Genomic DNA, 12,610 nt, shown 5'->3' with positions numbered 1-12,610 from the left:
TGACCCACCGCCGCCCTATTCTTCCAGGGTGGACGGCCCTTCAGCGCGACATCTCGCGCTCACCGTGTACGCACCGGTGGCGCTCAGCGGTGTCGGGATCGGCGCGATCGCTCCGTTGCTCCCTCTGGTGGCCTTGGACCTGGGTGCGTCTCCGGCGCAGGCCGCACTGGTGCTGACCCTGGAGATGATCGGGGCGTTGAGCGCGTCCCTTCCGGCCTCGGTATTCACCGCCAGGGTCGGCGAGCGGGGTGCGATGACGACGTCAGCGCTGTTCAGCGCCCTGGTTCTTGCGTTGATGGTCCAGATTTCCCAGCTGTGGGCCTTGGTCGTCCTGGTCTTCCTGCTCGGCACGGGGATGGTCGTCTTCGCCCTGGCCCGGCAGACCTATCTGACGGAGGCCGTCCCGGTGAGCCACCGGGCGCGTGCCCTGTCGACCTTGGGCGGGGTGATGCGGGTGGGGATGTTCCTCGGGCCGTTGAGCGGGGCCGGGCTCTTGGGGGTGGCCGGGCGGCCTGCGGTGTTCGCGTTGGCGACGGTCACGATGGTGATCACTGCTGCGCTGTCCTGGTTGCTGCCGCCCTTGCCGACCGGCCTTGCCACGGCGGGCACGGCGGGCACGGCGGAAGTCCAGGGCAAGGGCGGAACGGTCGGCCAGGTCCGCATCGCCGATGTGGTGCGTAATCATCGTCGGTTCTACGCCACATTGGGGGTAGGCATCCTTCTGCTCTCCGCGGTGCGCAGTACTCGTCAGTCGGTGCTGCCGTTGTGGGGGCATCATCTGGGGCTTGCGGACACGCAGGTGTCCTTGGTGGTGGCGTTCTCCTGGGCTGTGGACACGATGCTGTTCTACCCCGGCGGATGGGTGATGGACCGCTACGGCCGCCGGGCGGCAGCCATACCGATGACTGCGGTGATGACCCTGGCTTTCGCCTTGTTGCCATTGACCGATGGGCTCCTGCCGCTGTTGGCGGTGGCGGGGCTGGTCGCGGTGGGCAATGGGCTGGGTTCAGGGATCGTCATGACGATTTCGGCGGATGGTTCGCCGGATCGCGGCCGTCCCCAGTTCCTCGGGGTCTGTCGTTTCCTGGGCGACCTGGGAGCGGTGGGCGGTCCTGCGGTGGTGGCCGCGTCGACGGCGATCTTCTCCTTGACAGTAGGAATCTGGGCCGTGTCCGGGTTGGCTTTCGCCTGCGGGGTGGTCTTCGCGTCCTTCCTGCCGCGTCGGCAGCGCGCTCCTCATGAGCCCATGACGCCGGTCACCCCATGAGCAGCCCGGGGACAGCGCTGGTGGCGACTCCTACCGGCCTGAGACCTGTGGGGACGGGGATGTTGACGCCGTAGGTGCCGCCGAGGATCGTTGCGGCTCCTGTTGGTCGGTGTACGACGATTCCGCCGTGGTTGTTCACCCGTCCATCGTTGCCGATGCAGGTCATCCGGCTCAGCGCGGTGGCCTGGTTGAGTGGTGGCAGCGGTCGGATCAGGTTCATGGGTGTGTAGGAGCGCCCGTCGGCGCGAATGATCACCTGTTTCAGGGTGGAACCTTGAGTGAAGAGGACTCTGGTGGCATCCGGGTCGGCGGCAGCGACGCCGTTCAGGTGGAGGGTGTCGACCTTGAGTGCGGTGACTCCGGTCAATCCGCTGGCGAGGGTGACCGGCGGGGAGAGCCGGGGCGCTTCCGGGGTTCCTTGAACGAGGTATCTCTGCAGCCGACCGGCAGCGTCGATCACATAGATCTCGCCTCGGCCGTTGCTCGGCATCCAGGTGCGGCCGCCGATGGCGGAGATCCCGGCGAAACCGTGTCCGAGCAGTGCGGACGTGACCTGCGCGGAGGCTGGCCTCCCGTTGGCCGCCCCGGTGACGGTGGATCGCAGGAGGTGCAGCTTGCCTTGCGTGTCGGTGGCGGCGAATTCCGAGATGCGGTTGCTGATGTCTCCGCCACCGCCGGTGTAGGCGGCTCGAACGGGGGTGAAAGGTGCCTGCCCCAGGGTGAAGGGTGCGCCCACTGAGGTATTGCGGATTTCGTGCCAGTTCAGGGCGCGGCCGTTCGCGGAGACCACGTAGGAGGTGCAGCGCCCGGACCCGAAGAAGGAGGGGGAGCCGTGGTGGGCGTGCTGGGCTGGTTTGGCGGTGCGGTGCCGGGTGTCACCGACTTGCCCACGGGGGGACATTTCGTCCACGGGAGTGGGCGCCGGTGCTGGGGAGACCGTCGGCGCTGAGACCACCGGGGATGGGCTGGAGGTGCCGGAGCTTGTCGCAGCGGGTGTGTCGCCACCGCATCCGGCGGTGGTGACGACGAATGCTCCGACGACAGCCAGCACGACTGATGATGTGGTGCGCCTGGTCGCACGATTCTTTCGAGCCCACATGGTTGATGACTCCCCGTGGTTTGTCGGGCGCCCTCCTGGCTGGCCGACATTCATGTGATGCGGTGGTCAGACATGTCCGCAACTTTTCCGCAGCTCCGTGATATCACATCGCTTCAATTCGGATTGAAGAAGGTATGGCATATCTGCCGATGGTGGAGAGGAGATTTCCCCTCATCGGTGATCCGACCTGGTCATTGACCTTTCCCGGCCCAGGTCAGGTCGAAAATTCATGTACACCACGACGAGAAACCGGACAATCCAGACCTCATGGCCGGCAAGAAATTTCCCGTCTTCGACACCCAGATCACCCCCATCCGATTGGATATTTAAATTCTACCGTCAGATATTCACAGAGAATAAGCAGGAAATCTTCATATCTGGGCGATAGATCACGCCACTTCGGCGCTATGTCAATCCCGCAAATAGCATCATCGTCGAGAAAATGCGCATGCCGAAGTCATTGCCACCCGGCATCCCAATGGGTTACAGACACTCACTCGCATCAGAGTCACACCCGGCGCAACCCGCGCACCCTTCACACCTCTCCCGGATGCCAGGGGATGTCCGATTTATCACCACCGGATCCGAATCCGAACCACCAAGATCTCAAGTTCTGGGCAAATAGTGCATAACAAGATGGATAGGTCAAAATTTTGTAACATTTATTACAAGAAAATGTAAAAAATTTGTTTGAGTCAATGGAATTCACAGAGTATTACCACCGGGCTCACAGAAGAGTCCACACACCTCACCTCCTGACAGGAGTGATCGCCTTGACTCGCCGTCTGTTGCGCGTGGCCTCGGGGGCTGCCGTTCTTGCTGCCGCAGTCACCTTCGTCCCCCTCAGCGCTGCGCACGCCGCCTCACCGGCTGCGCCGACCGCAGCATCGTCCGAAGCGCCGGCCAGTACGACCAACCCCGGAGGGATCCTCGGGGTGAAGAACGTCAAACTTCCTGTGGTCAAGGAAAACCGACGTCACCCGGTGCGCCACAACATCCTGAACCCTGCCCCGGTCTGCAATGCCTGGCAGGACACCCGCATCACCATCACCAAGGTGCATGCCCACTTCAAGCCCTCGGGCGCCATCGAGACCACCAACAACACCAGCGGCCCGCTGCCGCTGACCCAGAACCTGACCAAGACCAAGACCTTCAATGCGTCGATCTCCGGAAGCTTCGGGTTCGACGTCTTCTCTGCGGTCAAGGCCACGATCAGCCCGGGGCTGTCGTTCAGCATGGCCTGGAACGTCGGCCAGACCATCGGCCCCTACCAGGTCCCTCCGGGCAAGACCGCCCGCGCCAGCTACGGCTTCAACACGATCTCCTTCGAAGGCACCCGCCAGGGGTGCAATCTCGACGGAACCTGGGCCAAGCCCACGTACACCAGAGGCACCGCCCCGGTGGCCAGCAATGTGCACGTGCAGTTCTACGACAACCCTGCCGATGTGATGGCCTCACGCTCGGCCGAGAAGGTCCCCACTGCCGTCGTTCCGGCGGCCAAACCTCGGGGCTGATCCGACTCCGGTGAGCCACGCCCCTGCGATCGACCGATCGGCCGTACGTCGACCACCCAGAGGGGCGTGACACCCACCGACCACGCACAGACGAGGGCCGGACTTCCGCGCGACGGCGCTGGAGCCCGGCCCTCGTCATGTCCCGTTCACGAATGTCTTTTCAGGACCGTTCGATCAAGAAGGCCCGGTCCGGGTAAATGGAGCATAAGTGGACCAAAAGATCAACGATTGATAACATTTATCAAAAGAATATGTAAAAAATATGGTCAGGCGATACGTGAGTCACGGAATGTTGCCGGGGATCTCGCAGATGAGACCCCTTCAGCCTCCTGACAGGAGTGATCGCCTTGACTCGCCGTCTGTTGCGCATGATCTCGGGCGCTGCAGCGCTCGCTGCCACCGTCACCTTCATCCCCTTCAACGCCGCACATGCCGCCTCCCCGGCCGACGCCCAACCCTCAGAGCTGGCGTCCACCGTCCTCACCACCAGCAACCCCCACGGGGTGATCGGCGTCAAGGACATTGCGCTGCCCTTCGTCCAGGAGAACCGGCGCCAGCCCCAGAAACGCAACATCCTCAACGCCAACCCCGTCTGCAACGCCTGGCAGGACACCCGCATCACCATCACCAAGGTGCATGCCCACTTCAAGGCCTCCGGCGCCATCGAGACCACCAACAACACCAGCGAGCCGCTGCCGTTGACCCAGAGCCTGTCGAAGACCAAGACCTTCCGGGCCTCCGTCTCCGGCAGCTTCGGCTTCGACCTGTTCTCCGTGGTCAAAGCGACGATCACGCCCACCCTCGAACACTCGATGGCCTGGAATGTCGGCCAGACCATCGGCCCGTACAAGGTGCCGCCGGGCAAGACCGCCCGCGCCAGCTACGGCTTCAACGTCATCTCCTACGAAGGCACCCGCCAAGGCTGCAATCTCAACGGAACCTGGTCGAAACCCCGCGCCACCCGTGGCACCGCTCCCCTGACCAATGCCGTCAAGGTCCAGTTCTACGACAACCCCACCGACGTCCTGGCCACCCGGAACGCCGAAAAGGTGCCGACCACGGTGATCCCGCCCGCAGTCGCTGCAGCAGCGGCGGCCCGCGCGACCACCCCGGTCACCCCCGTCGCCCCCGTCGCTCCGAAGCCCGGTGCAGCGAAGCCCGTCGCTCCCCCGGCGCCGGCAGCAGCCAAACCCGCGATACCTGTCGCCCCGGCACCGGCAGCACCGAAACCTGCCGCCCCCGCACCGGCTGCCCCGGTAGCACCCGCTACCCCGACAGCTCCTGCGGCACCCGCACCACGACCCGCCACGGTGACACCGAAGGCCCCGGCCTCGACGACACCCCCCGCGGGCACACCGGCCACCACCCCGGCAGGCCGATGACCAGGAAGGACACTGATTCCTGACCGGCTGATCGGAGGCGCAGAAACCTTGCGCCTCCGATCAGTCACGCGCCACGCCGCGCCGCACCGTCACCCCGGACGGTTGTTCCCCACCGAGATCGGCCGGCGATGCCACCACCACTCGTTCACCCACGAACAATGGACTGCCGTCGCCACCACCACGCCGACCCGCATCCACGTCCCCTCGGACATCGCGAGCGCGCCGACGACCGCCCCGCAGAAGAGCAGCACTTTCACCGGGTAGCCCCGTACACGCACTGCCCGTGACAATGCGCAGCGCAAGGCCCACCAGAAGATCAGTGCGCCCAGTGCGATGCAGCTGAAGCCTGCCACCGGGTTCTGGATGGAGATCGGGCCGTCCGGGTCTTCACCGACGGCGAAGACCGACAGCACGAAGACGGACCACACCAGTTCGGGGACACCTTCCACCACATGCGGGCGGTCGGGTGCCCTCCTGTGCTGGGTTCTGCCTCCCTCCATCGGGCCGCCTCCTGGGTGTCGCGTCGCAACCATCGCGAGGCAGACCTATCAAGAAGGTGGCATCGGCCCAAGCCTGACACGCCGTGTCACCGGTGCCTTCTCGCCCCGGGGTGGGTGGGGGCTACTCTTCGTGTCACGCGGACGGGCCCAGGGACGGAACCGACCATCGGACATCGGCACCCCGCAGCCTGCCAGGACGGGCTGTCCGACTCGGGTCTTCTCGAGTGCGGCCCGGCTTCGGGGAGGCCCGGCTCGACGAGGAGCTCCCCTATGGCGCATCATCCCCAGTTTGTCTTTCGGCCGTTCGGTGATCCGGGTGGTCGAGGGCGGCTCGTTCATCCCGGGCGGTGTCGTCGCTCTGGAGCCCGTCGGCGGATGGCTCTGGCTGCGGCGGTCGTTCTTCCGTTGTCGGCCGCGGTCGTCCCGGCTACGGCGTCGCCTGCCGTGGGTGCGCCGAGCGGGCCGGGCACCTACCTGGTGGGTCGCGGTTTGGCCGATATCACCGGTGAACCGGGTGAGAACGGTATGGCCGGGTACGGCGACGGGAAGCAGCTCACCGCTGGGGTCCATATGCGCCAGCACGCCCGGGCCTTCGTCATCGCGGACCCGGCCAGTGGGAAACGGCTGTTGTACGTCCTCGGTGACATCCTCACCGGGGAGTCGAAGATGCGTCGGGAGATCCTGGCCCGGCTGGCTGCCGTCTACGGCGACCGGTACGGGGAGTCCAATGTGATGATCGCGGGTATCCACACTCATGCCACGCCGGGCGGGACCGGTGAGTACAGCCTGTACAACGTCACCACGATGGGTACTCATCGAGATACTTTCCGGGCGCTCACCGACGGTGTACTCGCTGCGGTGGCCCGCGCCGAGGCCGACCTGGCGCCGACCAGCATCCATCAGAGCGCGTCTCGGCTCACCACGGCGTCGGTGAACCGTAGCCGCCGCGCCCACGAGTTGAATCCGGCTGGGGTGAAGGCGGAGCTGCCGGGCGGGATCGATCCCCGGTCGGAGACGCTGACCTTCGATCGGGGTGGGCGGACCGTCGGCGCGTTGAACTGGTTCGCCACGCATCCCACCAGTCTTACGGCGAAGAACCGGTTGATCTCGACGGACAACAAGGGGTATGCGCAGTGGTTGTGGGAGCGGCGCACCGCCGGGGTCGACTACGAGGCTGTCGCGCAGGGCGTGAACCCGGCGATGGTGGCGGGGTTCGCGATGAGCAATGGCGGTGATGCCTCGTCCAATCTGAACCTGAAGCCGGGCAGTGGGCCCACGGAGGATCCTTTCGAGAACATGAGGGTCATCGGCGAGCGTCAGTTCCGGGCTGCGTACGATCCGGCGCAGACAGCGCGGCGTGCGGTGGCCGGCGGTGTCGATGCCCGCATCGTCTACGTCGACATGCCGCATCAGGATGCGTCCGCTGTGTATACCGGTAGTGGTGGTGACGAACGCACCTGTGAGCCGGTCCTGGGTGCTTCCTTCGGTGCGGGCAGCACCGAGGACGGCAGCGGCGGGCCGCCTTTCCTCAGTGAAGGACCGGACGGGAACACGCCTTTCGAGTCACAGACGAATACTGCTTATGCGCTGAATCCGGTGTTGCGTCGCTGCCAGGCTCCGAAGAAGTTCCTCTTCCGGTCGGGGCTGGTCGACGGCGTGCAGACGGTGTTGCCGGTTCAGGTGTTCCGGATCGGAGATGTCGTCCTGCTCGGGATGCCCGGTGAGCTCACCGCCGCGGCTGGGGTGCGGATGCGGCATGTGCTGGCCCGTGCCGCTGGGGTCTCCCCGGAGCGGGTGTTCCTGCAGAGCGTCACCAATGCGTACGGGCATTACTTCACCACTCCGCAGGAGTACACCCGGCAGGACTACGAAGGCGGCGCGACGGTTTTCGGCCGGTGGACGGTGCCTGTCCTCGAAGGGGTGGTCGCTCATCTGGGCAGAGCGCTGCGTGACGGGACCCCTGTGGCGATGGGGGTTCCGCCCAGCCCGAAGGTCACCGTCGAGAGCGCCGTGGGCAAGGTCGTCCACGACGCTCCGACCCCGGGAGAACACTTCGGGCAGCAGGTGGCCGGGCCGGGGCTCGGCGACAAGCCCCGTGCGGTGGCAGCGGGCAGTACCGTGCAGGCCGATTTCGTCGGCGCCCACCCGAACAACAGTGTCAGCCGCCGGACCAGCCTGATGCGGGTCGAACGACGCACCACCACCGGGTGGGAACGCGTCGCCGATGACAACGACCCGGACACCCGGTTCTCCTGGACCCGGGTCGGAGTGGCGTCCTCGAAAGTTGCGCTGAGCTGGACGGTCCCCGCCGAGGCCCGGCCGGGCACCTACCGGTTCGTGTACACCGGCGACGCGAAGGTCCCTGGCGGGCGGCTTGAAGCGATCGTCGGAGAAGGAGAGCCCTTCGACGTGAAGTGACCGGGCAGCAGGACATAGGCGCTGCGTCCTCGACCCCCTAGAGTCGTGCCCTACGAATGCCCGAGGAGGACACGATGTACGAGTACAAAGTGGTGGAACTGCGCGAAGGCCTGATCGGCGGCAAGATGAGCGGCGCGAAGCTGGAGCGGGTGCTGAACGACCATGCCAGCGATGGCTGGCAGCTCAAGGCGATCTCGTCCGTCGATGTCAAAGGGCGGATCGGGCCTGGCGGGGTCGAAGGGCTCCTGGTCACATTCGAGCGGGTGGCTCGCTGAGGGCGGGTTCATCCTTAGGCAGCGAAGAATGATGTCAGGTGTGGGCATTTCGGCTGACGCCTTTTGTGTGACCGGCAATCTTACGATCAGGTTTTCTCAGCCTCGGCCTCGAACCGTTCTGTGGCGCAGGTCTTCGACGACCTGCTGCGGCCCTGCCCATGCGCTGTCGAGCAGGTGTGTCGCCGGATCGCCGATGGGTGGCTGACCGGCCCAGCTGACGAGCCGGGCCGGTCGATGTCAGTGTTGCCGAGGGTGCCTCGTGTTCAGGCGTGCTGGTCGGGTTTGCCGATGCCGGGCTGCACGGTCCACGACGGCGGTTCGTCGTTGCCGGAGTCTTCGTCGGCTTCGGCGTCGGCCTGGGTGGGGTGGATCTTGCCCTGGGCGTGGTGGACGGGGGCGTAGACGGCGTAGAGCCGCATGGGTTCGTCACCGATGTTGGTGATGTTGTGCCACATGCCCGCGGGGACGAAGACGGCGTGTCCGTCCTCCACTTCCCATTCCTGGTCGAGCTGGTCTTCGGCGGGGCCCATCTGGACGCGACCGCGACCGCCGTCGAGGCGGAGGAACTGGTCGGTTTCAGGGTGTACTTCGAGGCCGATGTCTTCGCCGACGGGGATGGCCATGAGGGTGAGCTGGAGGTATTTGCCCGTCCAGGCGACCTGTCGGTAGTGGTCGTTCTCCAGGGTGGCGTCTTCCAGGTTGAAGACCTGTGGTTTGGGTCCGATGTCGGTGATGTCCACGACGACCTTCCTTCCGGGTGGCGGTCTGTTCATCCTCGCATCGACCACTGACAAGTGGCTGTGTCAGCGATGAGGAAGAGCCGATCCGCACCGGTTGATCCGCTCAATCGCTGCGATAGCGAATCATCTTGGTACTCCTCTTTTTTCGCCTTCTTCGGTACGAGATGGCCCGGTGGCCTGCGGATCTACCGGAAGGTCCCGGTCATACCAATCGCCCCTTAGGTTAGGCTTTCCTTGCTTTTGTGAACTTTCGATGCGACAGGATTCCCGTGAAGCTCAAGCCGGCCCTCGCGGTGGGGCTCATCACCACTTCGTTCCTCCTCACCGCCTGTGACACTGCCCCCGGCGGCGACGCCAAAGCAGGCAAGACCGCCGTCACCGTCACCGACGCGGCCGGACGCACCGTCACCTTCGACAAACAACCCGAACGTGTCATCTTCGGCGAACAACGCCAGGCCTACGCCAGCATGGTCCTCAACAAGGACAACCCGATCGACAAGGTCGTCGCCTGGGGATCCGACATGGAAAGCGCCGCCCCCGACATGTACCAGCGGCTGCTGAAAACCACCCCCAAGGCCGCCGACGTACCCAAGATCGGCGCAGTCCGCTCCAGCGACCTCTCCGTCGAAGCCCTCCTGGCCCACAAACCCGACGTCTACGTGATGACCCTGGACTCGATGCGCGCCGCGAAACAGTCCGGCCTGCTCGACCAGTTCGACAAAGCCGGACTGAAATACGTCGTCACCGACTTCCGGGTCGACCCCACGAAGAACACCGAGACCACGATGCGCGCCCTCGGAAAGCTCCTCGACCGCAACCAGCAGGCCGAGGACTTCCTCACCTACTACAAGGGCGCCGTCGAACCGATCATGAAGAAGGCCGAGAGCGCCACCAACAAACCCACCACCCTGATGTGGCGGGCCCCCGGCCTCAAACCCTGCTGCTCGACCTGGAAGGGCAGCAACTTCGGCCTCATGCTCACCCAGGTCGGCGGCACCAACCTGGCCGATTCGATCCTCACCGGTGAAGAAGGGGATATCACCCCCGAGCAGATCATCGCCAGCCAGCCCAGACACATCATCGCCACCGGTGGCGCCTGGGCGAAGCAGAAGATCGACGAGAAATCGAGGACCACCTTCGTCGACATCGGCTACGACACCCCCAAGGACCAGGCCGTCGCCTCCCTGAAGGCCCTGCAACAGCAGCCCGGATTCGAGCACCTCACCGCCTTCAAGGAGGGCACCGTCCACGGCATCTACCACCAGTTCTACGACGCGCCCTACAACTTCGTCGCCTACCAGGCCTTCGCGAAATGGCAGCAGCCCGAACTCTTCGCCGACCTCGACCCGGAGAAGAACTGGCAGGAGTTCTCCGAGAAGTTCATGCCCTTCCCCGCCGAGGGCACCGTCATCGCGTCGGTGAACTGACCGGGCATGTCCGCACGGTCCACCAGCGCCGCAGCCGAGGCGCCGGAGAGCATCACCCCGCTCTCCGGCGCCGTCGGCGTGCCCGGCGCCCACGAACAGCTCCGCATCGTCCGACGACGAGCCGTACAACGCTCGCTCACCCTGATCGCCCTGGCCGCCGTGGTCGTCCTGACCTTCCTCACCGGCATCGCCCTGGGCCCCCTCGGCTACAGCCTCACCGACGTGCTCTGGGCGATCCTCACCCCGGACGCCGTCGAAGCCCAGACCCGCACCGTCGTGTGGAACCTGCGCCTCCCCCCGGCACTGCTGGCTGTCCTCGTCGGCGCCGCGCTCTCCCTGGGTGGTTTACAGATGCAGACCATCCTGGACAACCCTCTCGCCGAGCCCTTCACCCTGGGTGTTTCCGCCGCAGCGGCCTTCGGTGCAGCGCTGGCCATCGTGACCGGCCTGACCGTGCCCTTCCTGGAGGACCACACCCTCACCGTCTTCGCCGGGACGTTGGCCCTCGCCGCGGCCGCGGTGATCTCCACCGTGTCGATGTGGCGGGGAGCCAGCACCGAGACCGTGGTCCTCTTCGGCATCGCGATGGTCTTCCTCTTCCAAGCCCTGTCCGCGCTCATGCAGTACAACGCCAGCACCGAGAGCCTGCAACAGATCGTCTTCTGGAGCATGGGGTCGATGCAGCGCGCCACCTGGCCGGCGATCACCCTCGTCGGCGTCGCACTGGCGCTCGCCGTACCGGGGTTCGCGGCGAACGGGTGGAAGCTGACCGCGATGCGTTTCGGTGACGCCCGCGCCGCCGCCCTGGGGGTCGACGTACGACGGGTGCGGATCGTCTCGTTGTTGGCGGTATCCCTGCTGGCGGCGGTGTCGGTGTCCTTCGTGGGGATCATCGGTTTCATCGGCCTGGTCGGCCCGCACGTGGCCCGGGTGCTCGTCGGGGAGGACCAGCGGTATCTGCTGCCGGCGTCGCTGTTGACCGGGGCGGCGTTGTTGTCGTCGGCGCATGCGCTCAGCCTGGTGATCGTGCCCGGGGTGGCGGTGCCGGTGGGCATTCTCACCGCGACGGTCGGGGTGCCGGTGTTCGTGTTGATCATCACGACCCGCCGCCGTAACTCCTTCGGAGGTGCCCGGTGAAGTTGGCTCTGCAGGACATCGGGTTCTCTTACGGCAAGCGGGTCGCCCTGGCCGGGGTGTCCATGCCGTCGACCGGTGGAGTGGTGGGCGTGCTCGGGCCGAACGGTTCGGGCAAGTCGACCTTGATGAAGCTCATCGCCGGGATCCACCACGGGGAGGGGCGGATCTGCGTGGTGGATACCGAGGGCGTCGAGCTGTCGGCCCGGCAGCGGCGTGACGTGCTGGGCTATGTGCCGCAGGATCCGCCCGGCGATGTGGCGTTGACGGTCTTGGAGTCGGTGCTGGTCGGTCTGCGGCGCCGGTCGTCCTGGCACACCAGCGCCGAGGAGATCACCACGGCCTATTCGTGCCTGGAGGAGTTGGGCATCGCCGCCCTGGCCAACCGCTATCTGAACGAGCTGTCCGGCGGGCAGCGCCAGTTGGCCGGGATCGCCCAGATGACGGTGCGTCGCCCGCAGGTCATGCTGTTGGACGAGCCGACGTCGGCCCTGGACCTGCACCATCAGATCAAGGTGTTGGGTTATGTGCGGGCGCGGACGGCGGCGGTGGACGGGGTCTCCCTGGTGCCGATGCACGACCTGAACCTGGCGGCCCGGTTCTGCGACCACCTGCTGGTGCTGCGGGACGGGGCGAGCGTGGGCTTCGGGGCCCCGGCCGAGGTGTTGACCTCGCAGACCCTCTCGTCGACCTACCGGGTGGAGGCCAAGGTGCTCTCCGACGAGGGGGTACCGGTGGTGGCTCCGGTGGGCTTCACCCACTGACCACGTCCCCACCCCTTCAACTGGAACCTGGAACCGGGACCTGGGCACCGTACTCGGTGCTCAGGTTTCGGTTCTTTATTAGTGGAATCC

The 12,610-nt window shown here is 65.7% G+C and carries 11 protein-coding genes; 8 read left to right on the top strand and 3 right to left on the bottom strand.

What is annotated here, in order from left to right:
* Positions 1 to 28: 28 nt before the first annotated feature.
* A complete protein-coding gene (locus DX923_RS02400) occupies positions 29 to 1,267 on the top strand; it encodes an MFS transporter (RefSeq protein WP_162872728.1) in 1,239 nt (412 codons plus the stop codon).
* Here DX923_RS02400 and DX923_RS02395 read toward each other — a convergent pair.
* Positions 1,257 to 2,318, bottom strand: coding sequence for a hypothetical protein (locus tag DX923_RS02395; protein ID WP_162872727.1), 1,062 nt, complete (start codon positions 2,316 to 2,318; stop codon positions 1,257 to 1,259). The two genes, DX923_RS02400 and DX923_RS02395, sit on opposite strands and share 11 nt — an antisense overlap.
* A gap of 821 nt (positions 2,319 to 3,139) precedes the next feature.
* Here DX923_RS02395 and DX923_RS02390 point away from each other — a divergent pair.
* Complete coding sequence (locus tag DX923_RS02390) at positions 3,140 to 3,880, top strand: hypothetical protein (protein ID WP_162872726.1); 741 nt, start codon at positions 3,140 to 3,142, stop codon at positions 3,878 to 3,880.
* 347 nt (positions 3,881 to 4,227) lie between these two features.
* Complete coding sequence (locus DX923_RS16070; protein WP_162872725.1) at positions 4,228 to 5,262, top strand: hypothetical protein; 1,035 nt, start codon at positions 4,228 to 4,230, stop codon at positions 5,260 to 5,262.
* Between the two features lie 89 nt (positions 5,263 to 5,351).
* Here the strand turns inward: DX923_RS16070 and DX923_RS02375 are convergent, their stop codons facing one another.
* Positions 5,352 to 5,762, bottom strand: a complete 411-nt coding sequence (locus DX923_RS02375; RefSeq protein WP_162872724.1) for a hypothetical protein — start codon at positions 5,760 to 5,762, stop codon at positions 5,352 to 5,354.
* Between the two features lie 375 nt (positions 5,763 to 6,137).
* Between DX923_RS02375 and DX923_RS02370 the strand changes: the two genes are divergently transcribed.
* Positions 6,138 to 8,180, top strand: a complete 2,043-nt coding sequence (locus DX923_RS02370; RefSeq protein ID WP_162872723.1) for a neutral/alkaline non-lysosomal ceramidase N-terminal domain-containing protein — start codon at positions 6,138 to 6,140, stop codon at positions 8,178 to 8,180.
* Between the two features lie 74 nt (positions 8,181 to 8,254).
* Positions 8,255 to 8,455 (top strand): DUF4177 domain-containing protein, encoded by a 201-nt coding sequence (locus DX923_RS02365; RefSeq protein WP_116112415.1) that lies wholly within the window; start codon positions 8,255 to 8,257, stop codon positions 8,453 to 8,455.
* A gap of 263 nt (positions 8,456 to 8,718) precedes the next feature.
* On the opposite strand, the gene DX923_RS02360 is transcribed toward DX923_RS02365, so the two are convergent.
* Positions 8,719 to 9,195, bottom strand: coding sequence for a cupin domain-containing protein (locus tag DX923_RS02360; protein WP_116112414.1), 477 nt, complete (start codon positions 9,193 to 9,195; stop codon positions 8,719 to 8,721).
* A gap of 269 nt (positions 9,196 to 9,464) precedes the next feature.
* On the opposite strand from DX923_RS02360, the gene DX923_RS02355 reads away from it, so the two are divergent.
* From DX923_RS02355 to DX923_RS02345, 3 genes are read left to right on the top strand one after another with little or no spacing between them, the layout of a single operon-like run.
* Positions 9,465 to 10,622: an ABC transporter substrate-binding protein gene (locus tag DX923_RS02355; RefSeq protein ID WP_116112412.1), complete on the top strand. Its 1,158-nt coding sequence runs from the start codon at positions 9,465 to 9,467 to the stop codon at positions 10,620 to 10,622.
* A gap of 6 nt (positions 10,623 to 10,628) precedes the next feature.
* Positions 10,629 to 11,759 (top strand): FecCD family ABC transporter permease, encoded by a 1,131-nt coding sequence (locus DX923_RS02350; protein ID WP_240322706.1) that lies wholly within the window; start codon positions 10,629 to 10,631, stop codon positions 11,757 to 11,759.
* A complete protein-coding gene (locus DX923_RS02345; protein WP_116112410.1) occupies positions 11,756 to 12,520 on the top strand; it encodes an ABC transporter ATP-binding protein in 765 nt (254 codons plus the stop codon). Before DX923_RS02350 ends, DX923_RS02345 begins: the two co-directional genes overlap by 4 nt.
* The last annotated feature ends 90 nt before the right edge of the window (positions 12,521 to 12,610 follow it).

It is taken from the genome of Austwickia chelonae, assembly GCF_003391095.1.
Classification (GTDB): domain Bacteria; phylum Actinomycetota; class Actinomycetes; order Actinomycetales; family Dermatophilaceae; genus Austwickia; species Austwickia chelonae_A.
This window is presented reverse-complemented; position numbering and strand designations above follow the sequence as displayed.